We start from the raw sequence: 16195 nt of genomic DNA, 5'->3' as shown, positions 1-16195 counted from the left end.
AATCCAGGGTGGGACCCCGGATTTTTTGTTTTTGTTCATTTAATCTGTTCCCTTACTCACATCATGAGTAGGGTGCATAAAAGGAACTCCCTGGGGCCGCTTTTTTCTTTCCAGCAGATCTTTGTTTTCTGACGTATTCCAGCCTATATCATTTGTCGGATGAACCCATTCATCACCAGCCATTATGGATGGATCCGTTTCCTCGCTCCAATTTTCTAAAGGGGAATTTTCTGAAGAATAGAAGCTATCACCAATGACAACGCCATGTGAATTTTCAAAGGGTGCTTCCATATTAATTCCTGTTCCCTTGAAACTAGGCGCTTCAATTTGATGAGGCAAAGTCTCATCAATGCCAATATTCTTGCCAACATCCTTCTTCTTATTATCCATTCAAATCATCCCTTTTCCTTTGTATAGAAAACAGTTAGCCTTCTTCTAGGTTTTGTTGAATCAGCTGATTTATAAGTTATTTCAAAATGAAATTTAAGGGAATTATTTTTTGAATGAAAAATAATTCTAAGAAAACAATAAGAATGTATCATTCCCAATAGGAGGCTTCAGTAATGGCAAAAAGAAAAGCACAATTTGATGCTGCTTTAAAACATACGAAAACCCCAAAGAAAAATATAGAAGAAACAGAATTCTCTGCGGAGTTTAGTCAAGGCGAAAACCCGATGAAAGGGGCAAACCGTAATTCTAAGCAAGGGCGAAAGGGCAGATCGTAATGAATAAAAACAAAGAAAAACAAAAAAACGCCAATGTTGAATTTGGTAACGAATTTGGCGATATTAATGCGAGTAAGCTTTATGAGCTTCCCTTTATGAATGAAGATCAGGAAAAGAAAAGCAATAGAAAAAAGAAAAGATAATAAATCAGCCCGCTGCTAATTGCAGGGGGCTGATTAGTATTACTAATTTTTAGAAGAAGAAAAAATGAAAGATTTTTCATTTCTTGAATCAAAATATGTCAGGATAGAAGTCGGCTTTTTGTTGATTTCCCCGGTAGTTAAATATTTATCGAGATCAAACGTAAGCTTTTCGATAAGTGTGTGCTTATAAATATCCTTTTCGTTCAGACCGATTTCAACAAATTCGGAGCCTAAAATGGATGGATTTTTGATAATGTCCTGGTAAATGACAGACCTTTCCGCTTTATCATAGCTAGCGGATGCATCAGGGCCCCACCACGGCTTTCTCGGTTTATATTTTTGTCTGATTAAATAATCATACTTCATTAAACCTTCTATAATATCTAAGTCGGCGATTTTCTTATATTGAAGAAATTCATAAAGTCTTCTAAATAAATCCTCTAGCTGATGGCCAATTCTTGACCAGCCACTTTCCTCCCAATAGCTGCCAAACTCTTGAAAGAAGTCAAATGGGGATGAGAATGATTTCGTTACTAAATATTCAACAGTGAAATCCATTCTATGGTCATTCCAATATTTCTCTAATACATCTTCAACTTGTTTAATTCGGATAATGTCGTCAAAGGATAATACATTATTTCCGAGCATTTCATACGGTGAATGATCCATATAAACATACTTATGCTGAGCAGCTCTCAAGCGCAGGCCGGTCCCCCTTAATAATTTTAAGAAACCAAGCTGCAATTCTTCTGGCCTCATCGCGAAAACATCATTAAATGTTTTTCGGAAGGAGTGATAATCTTCCTCTGGAAGCCCGGCAATTAAATCTAAATGCTGGTCTATTTTTCCGCCGTCTTTCACCATTGTCACTGTCCGTGAAAGCTTCTCGAAGTTCTGCTTTCTCATAACAAGCTCATTTGTATAGTCATTCGTTGATTGGACGCCTATTTCAAAACGGAATAAGCCTGCTGGCGCCTCTTTATTTAGAAATTCAATGACTTCTGGCCTCATAATATCTGCTGTAATTTCAAACTGAAAAACAGTTCCTGGCAAATGCTCATCTATTAAAAATTGAAACATTTCCATCGCATAGCTTCTGCTAATATTAAACGTCCGATCGACAAACTTAATTGTTTTAGCGCCGTTTTTCATTAAATAGCGAATATCGTCTTTAATCTTTTCACGGTCGAAATACCGAACCCCAACCTCTATCGATGAGAGGCAGAATTGACAGCTAAAAGGGCAGCCGCGACTTGTCTCAATATACGTAACACGCTTGGCAAGGTGAGGGATATCTTCTGCAAATCTGAAGGGAGATGGTAATTCCCTGAGATCCAGCTTATTTCGCTGAGGATTGATTTTGATCTCTCCATCCTTACGATAAGCAACTCCATGTATTTGCTCAATTTCCAATTCTCCTTGGATTCCTGAAAGTAATTGCTTAAATGTTTCTTCCCCTTCGCCAATGACAATGTAGTCAAAATCCTTAACCTCTTTCATCCAGTCGAGAACATCATAGGAAACCTCAGGACCGCCAACGACAATTTGAATAGCTGGGTTAATCTTTTTGATCATATTAACTACTTTAATCGTTTCTTCGATATTCCAAATATAACAGCTAAATCCGATTACATCCGGCTTCTTTCGAATTAAATCGGTCACGATATTCATAATGGGGTCTTTGATTGTATATTCAGCAATTTCTATATGAAATTCAGGGCTTGCATAAGCCTTTAAATAACGTATGGCAATATTCGTGTGAATATATTTTGCATTTAATGTAGAACAAATTATCTTCATGAAAGAAACTCCTTTAAGAGTATTAAATAACAACATATTATTATAACTTATTGTAGACAAAATAGGAAGATGAGAAACGTATCATCCATTGAGGCAATCATTTAATGAGTGATAATTTAACAATTTTGAAAAAGTATGAAAAATAAATATGATATACTATATACAAATAAGTATGTCATAATTATAATAGTAATATAAAATAATACATACTATCTTTGTTAGGGGGTGGTGATGATTAAATTATCCAATCGCCAGGATGAGATTCTTCAAATAGTAAAACGTAACGGCCCAATAACAGGTAATGAAATCGCTAAAATGCTCTCCCTTTCAAGGGCTGCCTTACGCCCAGACCTTGCTATACTCACAAGAACTGGAAATATAGATGCCAGGCCCCGAGTAGGCTATTTCTATAATGAGGAATATCAAGTCATGCGCCAGGCAGAAAAGTTTATCAATCAAAAGGTAAAGGATTTTAAAGCACATCCAATCGTAGTTGAAAGCTCGACCTCTGTTTATGATGCAATTGTCCAGTTGTTTTTAGAAGATGTTGGTACGCTTTATGCAGTTGATTCTGAGGGACATTTAGCAGGTGTTGTTTCAAGAAAAGATTTACTAAGGGCATCACTTGGGAACAAAAATCTTCAAGAACTGCCAGTAAGTGTAATCATGACGAGAATGCCAAATATTAAAACGATTGATCCCGAAGAAACATTGCTTGAGGCTGCCAAAAAAATGATTGCTTTTCATATTGATTCTTTACCAGTCGTAAAAGAAGTTGAGGAGAAAAGCAATACGTATTTACTGTTAGGAAGAATAACAAAAACGACATTAACTCGCGCATATATCGAAATGGTAGAAAAATAAGCTCAAGGGGGTTGCTAAAGGTTGAATCGAAAGGAAATAGTTTATGTCGTGTCAGACTCCGTTGGGGAAACCGCAGAGTTTGTCGTAAAGGCGGTAGCGACTCAGTTTAATGGCAGTCGAATTGATATTCGCAGAAATTCATATGTAGATGATATAGAGGATATTGAAGATATTATTAATCTAGCAAGTAAAGACCATTCGATCATTGCTTATACGATTGTTGTTCCAGCCCTAAAGGAGCATTTAGATAAAAGAGCTAAGGAAGAAGGAATTATAGCCGTTGATTTATTAAACCCACTAATGAATGCATTTCAAACACAGTTTAACAAAGAGCCGCATCATAGTCCTGGGTTAATGAGGATGCTGGATGAAGAATATTTTAGAAAGATTGAAGCAATTGAATTTGCCGTTAAATATGACGATGGGCGTGATCCGCGGGGGATAACTAAGGCAGACATTGTCTTGATTGGTGTTTCGAGAACGTCTAAAACCCCATTATCGATGTACTTGGCACATAAACGGTTTAAGGTTGCAAATGTTCCACTAGTTCCAGAGGTTCCGCCTCCAGACGAGCTATTCGAAATTCCACGAAAGAATTGTATTGGGTTAATTATTTCACCAGATAAATTAAATGAAATTCGCAAGGAGCGGCTTAAGGCGCTGGGACTTGCCTCTCAAGCAAACTATGCCAGCTTCGAACGGATCCTTGATGAATTGGATTATGCCGAGAAAATTATGAAGCGTGTGGGATGTCCAATTATTAATGTATCGAATAAGGCAGTGGAAGAAACAGCAGGGTTAATTCTAGAAGTGTTAAAAAAGGAGAGGAGCTAATAATCATGGGGAAATTCGTTTATTTATTTCAAGAAGGCAATGGGAATATGAAAGATTTACTCGGTGGTAAAGGAGCAAATCTAGCAGAAATGACAAATATCGGCTTGCCGGTGCCATCAGGTTTTACGATTACAACTGAAGCATGCAATGCATATTATGAATCTAGCAAAACGATTCCTTCTTCAGTTGAACTGCAAACTTTAGAAGCTCTATCCCGACTAGAAGAGAAAATGGGAAAAAAGTTGGGAGACGCTGATAATCCTTTACTTGTTTCCGTGCGCTCAGGTTCCGTTTTTTCTATGCCTGGAATGATGGATACGATCTTAAACCTTGGAATGAATGACGAAACGGTTATTGGTTTGGCGAATTTAACAAATAATCCCCGTTTTGCGTATGATTCCTACCGCAGATTTATTCAAATGTTCAGCAATGTTGTCCTTGAAATTGACACGTATTTTTTTGAGCAATTATTAGAAGAAACGCGTGAACAAAAAGGATACACGGCTGACCCTGAATTGACAACTGAAGATTGGCAAGAAGTGATTGCCGGTTATAAAGAAATTGTGAAGAAACATACGAGAAATGCATTTCCAGAGGATCCAAAGGAGCAGCTATTCCTTGCTATCCATGCCGTATTCAACTCTTGGAATAATCAGCGTGCAATCGTTTACCGCCGCCTGAACAAAATCCCTGACCATCTTGGAACAGCTGTAAATATTCAAAGTATGGTATTTGGCAATATGGGGAATGACTCGGGGACGGGTGTTGCATTTACAAGGAATCCGTCAACGGGAGAACCGGTGCTTTATGGTGAGTATTTAATTAATGCTCAAGGAGAGGACGTTGTTGCAGGAATCCGAACTCCACAGCCAATTCGAACGTTAAAGGAAGAAATGCCGGAAGTGTTTGAGCAATTTATTCGAACCTCTCAGCAGCTCGAGCAGCATTATCAAGAAATGCAGGATATTGAGTTTACGGTTGAAAAGGGTAAGCTATTTATTCTTCAAACCCGAAACGGCAAGAGAACAGCTCAAGCTGCCATTCGAATTGCTGTAGAAATGGTAGATGAAGGGATTATTGATAAAGAAACGGCACTTCTTCGTGTGGATCCTGATCAGTTAAATCAGCTTCTTCACCGCAGGATTGATGACTCAGCAGTAAAGACTATTCTAGCAAAAGGTCTTCCGGCTTCTCCTGGTGCTGCAACAGGTCAAGTAGTTTTTGATGCTGATGAAGCAGAACAATTGGCAAATGAAGGCAAGAAGGTAATTCTTGTTCGACCTGAAACCACCCCTGATGACATCCATGGGATTGTCGCTGCACAAGCCATTTTGACAAGCAGAGGAGGTATGACTAGTCATGCTGCCGTTGTTGCCAGAGGAATGGGGAAGGCTTGTATATGCGGATGTGAAGCGTTAAAAATCGATGTAAAAGGGAAGCGATTTGTCGCTTTCGAAAAAGTGATTGAGTATGGTGATGTCATAACCATTGATGGTTCAACTGGCGAAATCATTCTCGGTGAAGTCCCGATGATTGATCCAGAGCTGTCGGAAGAATTTCAGCGATTGCTTGGCTGGGCAGATGAAAAGCGTAATATTACCGTTCGGGCTAATGCTGATAATCCAGAGGATACGAAAAAAGCCTTCGAATTTGGCGCGGAAGGTATTGGTTTATGCAGGACGGAACATATGTTTATGGATAGTAAGCGGGTGCCAATTGTTCAAAAAATGATATTAGCGGAAAACTTCAAAGAGAGAATGGAAGCACTTGAACAGCTTTTACCGATGCAGCAAGGGGATTTTGAAGGGATTTTTGAAGCGATGCAAGGATATCCGGTAAATGTCCGTTTACTTGACCCTCCGCTTCATGAGTTCTTGCCTCATAAAGAGGAGCTTCTCGTTGAAGTGACAAGGCTTCAAATATTAGATCCGGAATCGAAGGAATTAAAGCAAAAAGAGCAATTGCTTAAGAAGGTACGGCAATTAGATGAGTATAATCCGATGCTTGGACTTCGCGGCTGCCGTCTAGGAATGATGTATCCAGAAATCTATGAAATGCAGGCAAAGGCGATTTTCTATGCTGCAGCTAAGCTAGCTGAAAGATCAATAGATGTTCAGCCAGAAATCATGATCCCGCTAGTTGGTCATGTGAATGAACTGAAGCAAATGCGTCAAGTAGTGATCGACGCCGCAAATTATGTTCAAGCAGAAACAGGCAAGGAGATTAAATATACAATCGGTACAATGATAGAAATTCCACGTGCTGCTTTGACGGCTGACGAAATTGCGATGGAAGCCGATTTCTTCTCCTTTGGAACTAATGATTTAACGCAAACAACATTTGGATACAGCCGTGACGATGCAGAGGGGAAATTCCTTCAAGCTTATATTGAGAATAAAGTTCTTCCGGAAAACCCATTTGCAGCCCTTGACCAAAATGGCGTTGGAAAGCTTGTAGAAACAGCCGTTCAACTTGGAAGAGAAACAAAACCAAAGCTAAAAACAGGTATTTGCGGGGAACATGGGGGAGAGAAAAGCTCGATTGAGTTCTTCTATAAGACAGGGCTTGATTATGTCAGCTGTTCGCCTTATCGTGTGCCATTAGCACGATTAGCAGCTGCTCAGGCAACGATTCGCCATGAAAATAATAAAGCTAAAGCTTATACGAACGCTTAATTCAATGAAGGACAGTATCATTTCGCTACTGTCCTATTTTCTATGTAAAAAATTTTCAAAAAATATAATGTCATACCCTTTCTTTCATTAAATAATATAGATAGAATAATACTATAGTAAGAAAATATGATTAGAAAGAAGGTTGGCTATGAGAGTAAGCCTATTTGCTACATGTTTAGTAGATATGTTTCAAAGTAATGTTGGAAAGGCTACAGTTGAAGTTCTAGAGCGGCTTGGCTGTACAATTGACTTTCCAAAAGACCAGGTTTGCTGCGGACAGCCTGCCTATAACAGCGGTTATGTGAAAGAATCAAAAGAAGCGATGAAAAGAATGATCGAGGCATTCGAGGAATCAGAGTATGTTGTCTCTCCCTCGGGATCATGCGCTTATATGTTTCATGAATATCCAGCTATTTTCAGAGGAGATCCAGTTTGGGAGCCAAGAGCAAAGAAACTGGCTGAAAAAACGTATGAATTAACTCAATTTATAGTAGACGTATTAAAGGTTGAGGATGTAGGGGCCAAATTGGAGGGAAAGGCAACTTACCATACTTCTTGCCATATGACGAGACTGCTGTGTGTAAAGGAAGCACCTCTTAAACTATTAAGTCATGTCAAGGGACTTGAATATACGGAGCTTCCGAACAAACATAATTGTTGCGGTTTCGGAGGTACATTCTCTGTGAAAATGGCGCAAATATCAGAGCAAATGGTTGATGAGAAGGTTCATCATATTGAGGAAACGAAGGCCGAATATTTAATCGGTGCAGATGGCGGCTGCTTAATGAATATTGGCGGCCGAGTCGATCGGAAAGGAAAACCGATCAAGGTCATGCACATTGCTGAAGTATTAAATAGCCGTTAAAGGGGGGAATAAAATGGCAATGAAAATTGGCACCGAGAATTTTGGCGAGAGAGTCAATGCAGGCATTAACAACTCTTTTATGAGAGGAGCCGTTTCCAGTGCTCAGGAAAGACTTCATACAAGAAGATTGGCAGCTGCAGAAGAACTAGGAAACTGGGAAGAATGGCGCTCGCTTGGAGAAGAGATCCGCCAGCATGTACTTGAAAATTTAGATTATTATTTATATGAATTGAGTGAAAATGTTGCTAAAAGAGGCGGTCATGTATTCTTTGCCGAAACTGCTGAAGACGCAACATCATATATTCAAGATGTTATTGATAAGAAAAACGCAAAAAAGGTAGTAAAGTCGAAATCTATGGTGACGGAGGAAATTCACTTAAATGCTTGCCTTGAAAAGGCTGGCTGCGAAGTGATTGAAACAGATTTAGGTGAATATATTTTACAGGTCGATGATCATGATCCACCTTCACATATCGTAGCTCCGGCATTACACAAAAATAAAGAGCAAATTCGAGATGTTTTTGCTAAGAAATTAAACTATGAGAATAGTGAAGACCCTGCAGAATTATGTGCACATTCACGAAAAATGCTGAGAAATGAATTTTTAACAGCTGATGTAGGGATTACTGGATGTAACTTTGCCATTGCAGAAACAGGATCCATTACATTAGTAACAAACGAGGGAAATGCTGATCTTGTTACGGCATTGCCAAAAACACAAATTACCGTCATGGGAATGGAAAGACTTGTTCCAACATTTGAAGAAATGGAGGTTCTTGTTAGTTTATTAACAAGAAGTGCGGTTGGGCAAAAACTGCCAAGCTATGTAACCGTCCTTTCTGGCCCTCGAGAAGAAGAGGATGCGGATGGACCGGAGGAATTTCACTTAGTCATTGTTGATAATGGACGTTCTGATATTTTAGGGGGAGAGTTTCAATCCATTTTACAATGTATTCGCTGTGCAGCATGTGTAAATGTTTGCCCGGTATATCGCCATGTGGGCGGACATTCGTACGGCTCGATATACTCCGGACCGATTGGAGCAGTCCTGTCCCCATTATTAGGAGGGTATGACGACTATAAGGAACTCCCTTATGCATCAACATTATGCGGGGCTTGTACAGATGCTTGCCCAGTAAAGATTCCGCTGCATGAACTTCTCCATAAACATCGTCAAGTCATTGTTGAAAAAGAAGGCAAAGCGCCAATTTCAGAAAAAATGGCAATGAAGGCATTTGGACTTGGAGCGGCTTCCCCTGCATTATATAAAATAGGTTCGAAAGTAGCGCCTGCTGCCATGAATCCATTTACGATTGGAGACAAAATTTCAAAAGGGCCGGGTCCGCTTAAGGCTTGGACAGAAATTCGTGATTTCCCTGCACCGAATAAAGAACGCTTCCGTGATTGGTTTGCAAATCGTCAAAGTGGAGGTGATAAATAATGGCTGGGAACATCCAGAATAGAGAGGTATTTTTAACAAAGATTGCTAAGCGGTTAGGGAGAGATCACCTAGAAACCACGATTGAAAGACCTGAGTGGAGCTTTCAACCACAGGATGTGGTATTAAAGGATGCTAATCAGGACGAATTGCTTCAAGTCCTTGAGGAACAATGCAAAAGCATTCACACCGACTTTATTACAACAAATCTTTCCGGACTCGCCGAAACATTAAAGAATATAATTACGAAATATGGCGGGGGGCCAATTATCAAATGGGCTGACCCTCGATTCGATGAATTCGGGCTTTCTCCCTTATTCAATAAGATTCTGCCGAGTGAGGATATTAAAGTGGATGTTTGGGATTCGAGCATTGGCGAAGAAAACATTAAGCTAGCAGAAAAAGCAAATGTCGGGATCACGATAAGTGAAATCACCTTAGCAGAATCCGGTACAGCAGTCCTTTTTAGCAGTAAAGACAGAGGCAGGAGTATTAGCTTCTTGCCAGACACTTCAGTCATTATTATTCCGAAAAGCTCCATCGTCCCACGTATGACACAAGCAGCAAGATTGATTAGGGAAAAAGTAAAGATTGGAGAACAAGTTCCTTCATGTGTAAACTTTATAACCGGTCCGAGCAATTCAGCGGATATTGAAATGAACTTAGTTGTTGGAGTGCACGGACCAACAAAGGCCGCTTATATTGTGGTAGAGGATATATAAAGTTAAACTAATGATCAAGCTCTTTTAAGGTGTTGGAATAAATTACCGGCTATAATCGATCATTAAACAGTAAAGCTGCCTACATGGCAGCTTATTTATTTGCATACTTTATGGAAAGGAGTTGATTTGGAATGGTCAAAGTTTTCATTGACCCTGGACATGGCGGAACAGATCCAGGTGCCACTCAGAATGGGTTATTTGAGAAAAATCTAACCTTGCAAATTTCAAAACGTATTCAGACCATGCTGACAGCTTATGATAATATTCAGGTGAATTTAAGCCGCGAAAGTGATATAACCGTATCCCTTAACGAACGTACGAATATGGCAAACGCATGGGGAGCAGACTTTCTTTTGTCTGTCCATATAAATTCTGGCGGGGGTACTGGATTTGAAGATTATATCCATCCAAGCAAAAGACAAAATTCAGCCTCTTACCAAGAGATCATTCATGAAGAGATTGTTAAGCAAATCGATTTAATCGACCGTGGAAAAAAACAAGAAAACTTTCATATGCTTCGGGAATCCAATATGCCAGCAATGCTAACGGAAAATGGCTTTATTGATAATCCAAAAGATGCCTCAAAACTAAGTCAGTCTTCGTATATAGATAGGATAGCACGCGGCCATGTAAACGGATTGGTTAAGGCATTTAAGCTGAAGGAAAAATCAGAAAAGCCTACGACTTGGGACGGGTTATTATTTAAAAAGGGGCAAATTGGGAGAATCAAAATATTAAAAAGGATCAATCTTTGGAGAAGAAAGGAAAATAATAAATTGGTCCTTTCTAGAATATTAAATCCTGGAGAAGTATATCGAGTTTATGGATATGATCCTTTATATGGCGGTCAATACGATGTTGGAGACAACCATTGGATTACAAATATAGATGGATATATTAAATATGAGACCCCTTCGAAGGCATTCTTAGCAAAAGCTGAGAGGGTGTATAAAAAGTAAAATAAACCGCCAATCCCTCTTGCGCAAGGAATTGGCGGTTTTCGATTTTTTACGTCCCAGAGAGGATTCGAACCTCCGACCTACAGTTTAGGAAACTGTTGCTCTATCCTACTGAGCTACTGAGACATTAGATTATTTATTATAAACTCCAGTTCCAATTCAGTCAATAATATAAACTGAAAACGGACGCGTAAGGGCGTCCATTTTCTTAGTTTAAAAGCTTTTTCCGATAGTATTGCATAATGGTCGAACCCTTAGCTTGCAAGTTTTTCAGTTTCGTTGTTTTTAATTCTATAAGAGGCTGAGCGAAGGGGACGGTTATTTTACTGGATAATAGAAGAGTAAGCAGCAGAGACACAACTGCTAAGAGCAAAAAGTTTTTTGGTTCAGTAAAAAAGTTTTGTACCGAGCTCTCCCTAAAAATGCGGATAAAAAATCCGTGCAAAAGATAAACATATAGCGTGTTTCTTCCTAATCTTGTAAACGGATAATGCCGTTTTGGAACTAATGAGAAAAAACTGAACACCATAATCAGGCTTAATATATAAAACCCCAAACGTGTAAACATAGCACCAATGGAAGCGGCCCCCATATCGATATATGGCTTAGATCCAAGCAGCCATTCATGATTCAAATTTGGGAAAAAATAAAAGCCAATAAACACAATCACCAATACGCTTAAGGATGCCATCTTAGTTTTTGCAGATTGAAGCTGAGTAAAATGCTCTCTTTTTAAATAATAGCCAATTAAAAAAAGCGGGAAGAACACAAACGTTCTTGATAAGCTTAAATAATTTGTAATCCAGTCAGCATATCCGACTAATAGCCCAATGATAAACGCAGCTGTAAGTGAAATTAAACCTTTATATTTAGTGAATGCCGTAAGCATAATATTCCAAGAAAACAAACTGATTAAAAACCATAACGACCAATGCGGCTTAAGCGGATCAACCTGAAATGACGATTCTTTATAGAGAAAGAAATAAAAGACAGAATAGATCAGTTGAAAAATGATATAGGGAAGGATTAATTTCCTAGTAATTTTAGAAATATATTCTTTTTTATTAAAGCCTTTAGCAAAATAACCTGAGATAAGAATAAACGCAGGCATATGGAAGGTATAAATCACCTTATATAAAGTATAAATTGCCTCGCTGTCACCGATAAAAGACTGAAGAAAATGCCCAAATACGACCAAGAAAATTAAAATAAATTTTGCATTGTCAAAGTAATACTCCCGATTCTTCATATATCCTCCTCTTTTTAGACCCCCTAAAAAGATTCAAAATATATATACCCACACTATCATGTTTTAAAACATGAATTGCTAGTAAATGAGAGGAGTATTTTCCAAATAAAGGTATAAAGAGAAAGAAACAAGCTGTTATAATACATAAAAACCACTGTTATATAATTATGGTTTCGCTTTCAATGCTGATAATAATGATTTTTTACAAGAAAAAACAAACTGTTTTAGTCAATTTTGCTAGAATGTTTGACTTTTGTCACAGCGGTCCTTTAAACATTCTAATACAATATCAAAAGGGGATCTTTCAAGTTTGAATAAACAAACGAAAAGGATGAATTTCGGGAGGGAAAATATGTCAATATTACCAAAGAAAAATGGACTTGGTTTTTTTGAAATTCGATTAGAGTCAATTGGAGGTCTAGGGGCTAATCTAGCCGGAAAAATGCTAGCTGAAGCTGGAGTTTTAGGATTAGGTTTAAACGGTTCGAACTTTTCATCATATGGCTCTGAAAAGAAAGGATCACCAGTGAAAAGTTTTATACGTTATTGTGATCCTGACGTTGAAATTCGAGCGCATAGTCCGATTGAACAGCCTCATGTTGTTGGTGTTTTTCATGAAGCATTATATAAAACGGTCGATGTCGTCAGCGGTTTGGAGCCTGATGGGATTCTATTAGTTAATTCTATTAGGGACTTTGATTCGATTAAGGCAGACTTGAAATTAGAAACAGGTACGCTGGCCATCGTTGATGCATTACAAATTTCTGTTGAAGAAAAGACAAAGGTTAATACAGCGATGTTAGGAGCATTATTCCGTATTTGCGATTTCCTAGATCCGGAGTCAATGAAGGATGTCATTCGAAAAACCTTCGAAAAAAAATACCCGCATCTAGTAGAGCCAAATATTCGTACATTTGAACGAGGTTACAACGAGGTTCAATTCAAAACATATGAAACACCTGAGGATGCAAAGGGAAAGGCATTTTCTCGTCCGTTGCCATTACTAGGATATGAAACGCAAGAAATTGGCGGGATTATTACAGCTCAAGGAAATAGTATATTAAAAGACTTGAGCGGATCCAGACAAGGGTTCCTTCCAAAATTTGATCAAGAAACATGTATTCACTGTGCTGCATGTGATACCGTCTGTCCGGATTATTGCTTTGTATGGGAAGAAGGAGAAGATAAGCGTGGCCGAAAGCAAATGTTTCTTAAAGGGATTGACTATCAATATTGCAAAGGCTGTCTAAAGTGTGTTGAGGCTTGCCCAACAACAGCATTAAGTGATTTGCGCGAAACAATTGGCTATGCTGAAGCAAACTGGGTAAAACATAAATTTCCATACATAGCTGGAGGTGTTTTCTAGATGGCAATGGTAGTGGAACAACCTATTAAAAAAAATACTGCAGAACAATTGGTCACCTTTGAGAGCGGAAATGAAATGGCGGCAATGGCTGCCGCCCAAATAAACTATCATATTATGGGGTATTTTCCGATTACACCTTCGACTGAGGTCGCTCAATATTTAGACCAAATGAAGGCAAGGGGCGAGCATAATATTAAGCTGATCCCAGCCGATGGAGAGCATGGTTCAGCAGGGATTTGTTACGGAGCTGCGGCAACAGGAGCAAGGGTTTTTAACGCGACAAGTGCAAATGGGCTTATGTATATGCTTGAGCAGCTTCCTGTTCAATCCGGAACCCGATTCCCAATGGTATTGAATTTAGTAACCCGATCCGTAAGCGGCCCTTTAGATATTAGAGGAGATCATTCAGATTTATATTTTGCCCTTAATACAGGGTGGGTAATATTAACGGCAAGAACACCGCAGGCAGTATATGATATGAACATTATGGCTCTCAAAATTGCTGAGCATTCAAAGGTTCGTCTGCCAGTCATTGTTGCATATGACGGTTTCTTTACATCTCATCAAAAGAGAAAAGTCAATTATTTTAAAGATCGCCAAGTAGTTCAGCAATTCGTTGGTGAATGCCCGACAGATTATCATTTTGCCCGAGATCCGAAAAGACCGGTAACGATTGGTGCCCATATGAATGGCGAAGATTTAATGAATAACCATTTTCAACAATCTGAAGCGATGTATGCTGCAGGTGAGATATTCAAGGAAGTTGCAGCAGATTATGCTGCTATTTCCGGCCGTGAATACCCAGTATTAGATTTATACAAGATGGAAGATGCAGAGGTTGCTCTATTCTTATTGAACTCTGCTGCTGAAACAGCAAAGGATACAGTGGACAGACTAAGAGAAAAAGGAATTAAAGCGGGTGTCATCAGCCCTAATATCATTCGTCCATTCCCGGCAAAAGAAATTCGTGAAGCTTTGAAAAATATTAAAGCCCTGCTGATCGGTGAAAGAGCAGATTCCTATGGCGGCAATGGCCCAAATTTAACTCACGAAGTAAAGTCTGCACTTCAGGATGATAAAGATAATAAAACGATTGTTTTAAGCCGTGTATTTGGACTTGGCGGAAAAGATTTTTATGAGGATGATGCAGAGCATTTCTTTAACGAAGCAATCGAGGCAATGAATAATGGCTATGCCAACAAAACCTTCGATTATTTCGGTCATGTTCCTGGAAACAAAGATAAGGGTCTTAAGCCTGTAATCACCCCGCAGCATGGAGATGTTTACAAATCAGGCTTAATTCATGTTGAAAAAGATCCGCAAACAAATAAATTAAAGGTGAAAATTCCTCCGTTACGCTCATTAACATCGAAGCCGAAGAGAATTGCATCAGGACACGGGGCATGTCCAGGCTGTGGAATATTTACCGGACTAGAGTTGTTTTTTAAAGGGATTGAAGGAGATGTTGTAGTCCTATTCCAAACAGGCTGTGCTTATGTCACAACAACTGCATATCCATATTCATCACATAAACAAACGATGATTCACAACCTATTCCAAAATGGGGCAGCTACATTATCAGGAACAGTAGAAGCCTTCTTAGAATTGAAGGAGCGGGGAGAAATCGAAATTTCAGATGATGCAACCTTTGTCATGATTACTGGCGATGGCGGAATGGACATTGGAATGGGCTCCGCAATAGGAACGGCACTGAGAAATCATAACCTTATTATGCTTGAGTATGATAATGAAGGCTATATGAATACAGGCTCTCAAATGTCTTATTCTACGCCAAAAGGTCATATGACAAGTACAAGTAATGTCGGACGAACACAAAAGGGTAAAGCCTTCCATCATAAGGATACAGCCCAAATTATGGCTTCTACTAATATTCCTTACGTCTTTACTGGTGCAGAGGCATTCCAGCAGGATCTAATTAAGAAAGCTGCGAAAGCCCAATGGTATGCACAAAATGTTGGTACGGTATATGGGAAAATTCTCATTACTTGTCCATTGAACTGGAAATCAGATGATCGCTATGGTGAAAAAATAATCGAAGCGGCTGTTAATACATGCTTCTTCCCTCTGTACGAAGTAGAAGAAGGAGTAACAACCATTACTTATAATCCTGAAGAGAAGAAGAAAAGGGCTGGATTACCAGAATGGCTCAATTATATGGGCAAAACGAAGCATCTATTAAAAGAAGAAAATCATGAGATGTTAATGGAATTAGAAGAAGAAATCGAAAAACGCTGGCAGCGTCTTCTTGCTAAACATGAAAATCCTTTACTATAATTAATTCTGTCATACACAAAGAATGGAAGCGTCTCTCTAGTCGAATTTGCGTCTATGAGACGCTTTTTTGTATTTAATAGTTGAAATTACTAGAATGGAGCAAACTGGGGAATTTCCTTTATTTATCCTAAATTGCCAACTTCCTCTTGAATGCCTTTGCTTTTATACTATAATAAAATAGTACTAGTCATATTCTAATATTTTTTACATAGCTTTTGGTACAATACTTTGACAACGACGTCTAGACAAGGGAGGATTAC

At 38.8% G+C, this 16195-nt stretch carries 14 protein-coding genes and 1 tRNA gene; 11 read left to right on the top strand and 4 right to left on the bottom strand.

The window, feature by feature from the left end:
- Positions 1-39: 39 nt before the first annotated feature.
- Positions 40-390 carry a DUF3905 domain-containing protein gene (locus AR328_RS03550; RefSeq protein WP_066289848.1) on the bottom strand — a complete coding sequence of 117 codons (351 nt, stop codon included), beginning with the start codon at positions 388-390 and terminating at the stop codon, positions 40-42.
- A 173-nt stretch (positions 391-563) separates the two neighbouring features.
- Here AR328_RS03550 and AR328_RS22755 point away from each other — a divergent pair, with 173 nt between their 5' ends.
- Together AR328_RS22755 and AR328_RS22750 are read left to right on the top strand one after the other, a co-directional pair.
- Positions 564-725 carry a transcriptional regulator gene (locus AR328_RS22755; protein WP_066289845.1) on the top strand — a complete coding sequence of 54 codons (162 nt, stop codon included), beginning with the start codon at positions 564-566 and terminating at the stop codon, positions 723-725.
- Positions 725-868 (top strand): hypothetical protein, encoded by a 144-nt coding sequence (locus tag AR328_RS22750; protein ID WP_197414398.1) that lies wholly within the window; start codon positions 725-727, stop codon positions 866-868. The genes AR328_RS22755 and AR328_RS22750 overlap by 1 nt, the downstream gene beginning before the upstream one ends.
- A gap of 42 nt (positions 869-910) precedes the next feature.
- Here AR328_RS22750 and AR328_RS03540 read toward each other — a convergent pair whose 3' ends face one another.
- Positions 911-2668, bottom strand: a complete 1758-nt coding sequence (locus AR328_RS03540; protein WP_066289843.1) for a B12-binding domain-containing radical SAM protein — start codon at positions 2666-2668, stop codon at positions 911-913.
- 231 nt (positions 2669-2899) lie between these two features.
- On the opposite strand from AR328_RS03540, the gene AR328_RS03535 reads away from it, so the two are divergent.
- From AR328_RS03535 to AR328_RS23245, 7 genes are all read left to right on the top strand, one after another.
- Complete coding sequence (locus AR328_RS03535; RefSeq protein ID WP_156422634.1) at positions 2900-3532, top strand: helix-turn-helix transcriptional regulator; 633 nt, start codon at positions 2900-2902, stop codon at positions 3530-3532.
- Between the two features lie 21 nt (positions 3533-3553).
- A complete protein-coding gene (locus AR328_RS03530; protein ID WP_066289835.1) occupies positions 3554-4366 on the top strand; it encodes a pyruvate, water dikinase regulatory protein in 813 nt (270 codons plus the stop codon).
- Positions 4367-4371: 5 nt separating this feature from the next.
- Positions 4372-7041 (top strand): pyruvate, phosphate dikinase, encoded by a 2670-nt coding sequence (gene ppdK, locus AR328_RS03525; RefSeq protein ID WP_066289833.1) that lies wholly within the window; start codon positions 4372-4374, stop codon positions 7039-7041.
- Positions 7042-7189: 148 nt separating this feature from the next.
- Positions 7190-7906 (top strand): (Fe-S)-binding protein, encoded by a 717-nt coding sequence (locus AR328_RS03520; protein ID WP_066289830.1) that lies wholly within the window; start codon positions 7190-7192, stop codon positions 7904-7906.
- Between the two features lie 13 nt (positions 7907-7919).
- Complete coding sequence (locus AR328_RS03515; protein WP_066289827.1) at positions 7920-9347, top strand: LutB/LldF family L-lactate oxidation iron-sulfur protein; 1428 nt, start codon at positions 7920-7922, stop codon at positions 9345-9347.
- Positions 9347-10066, top strand: coding sequence for a LutC/YkgG family protein (locus tag AR328_RS03510; protein ID WP_066289820.1), 720 nt, complete (start codon positions 9347-9349; stop codon positions 10064-10066). The genes AR328_RS03515 and AR328_RS03510 overlap by 1 nt, the downstream gene beginning before the upstream one ends.
- A gap of 131 nt (positions 10067-10197) precedes the next feature.
- Positions 10198-11025 carry an N-acetylmuramoyl-L-alanine amidase family protein gene (locus tag AR328_RS23245; RefSeq protein ID WP_066289818.1) on the top strand — a complete coding sequence of 276 codons (828 nt, stop codon included), beginning with the start codon at positions 10198-10200 and terminating at the stop codon, positions 11023-11025.
- A gap of 52 nt (positions 11026-11077) precedes the next feature.
- Here AR328_RS23245 and AR328_RS03500 read toward each other — a convergent pair.
- Together AR328_RS03500 and AR328_RS03495 are read right to left on the bottom strand one after the other, a co-directional pair.
- Positions 11078-11151: transfer RNA gene (locus AR328_RS03500), tRNA-Arg, on the bottom strand.
- A gap of 82 nt (positions 11152-11233) precedes the next feature.
- Positions 11234-12274 (bottom strand): acyltransferase family protein, encoded by a 1041-nt coding sequence (locus tag AR328_RS03495; RefSeq protein ID WP_066289816.1) that lies wholly within the window; start codon positions 12272-12274, stop codon positions 11234-11236.
- A 352-nt stretch (positions 12275-12626) separates the two neighbouring features.
- Here AR328_RS03495 and AR328_RS03490 point away from each other — a divergent pair, with 352 nt between their 5' ends.
- Together AR328_RS03490 and AR328_RS03485 are read left to right on the top strand one after the other, a co-directional pair.
- The gene (locus tag AR328_RS03490) at positions 12627-13640 is read left to right on the top strand and encodes a 2-oxoacid:acceptor oxidoreductase family protein (protein WP_066289813.1); all 1014 of its coding nucleotides are present in this window, start codon (positions 12627-12629) and stop codon (positions 13638-13640) included.
- Positions 13641-15935 carry a thiamine pyrophosphate-dependent enzyme gene (locus tag AR328_RS03485; RefSeq protein ID WP_066289811.1) on the top strand — a complete coding sequence of 765 codons (2295 nt, stop codon included), beginning with the start codon at positions 13641-13643 and terminating at the stop codon, positions 15933-15935.
- The last annotated feature ends 260 nt before the right edge of the window (positions 15936-16195 follow it).

The sequence above is a fragment of the Bacillus sp. FJAT-29937 genome, assembly GCF_001509555.1.
Classification (GTDB): domain Bacteria; phylum Bacillota; class Bacilli; order Bacillales; family Cytobacillaceae; genus Cytobacillus.
Note: the sequence above shows the minus strand (reverse complement) of the source record. Positions and strands in the feature narration are given on the sequence as shown.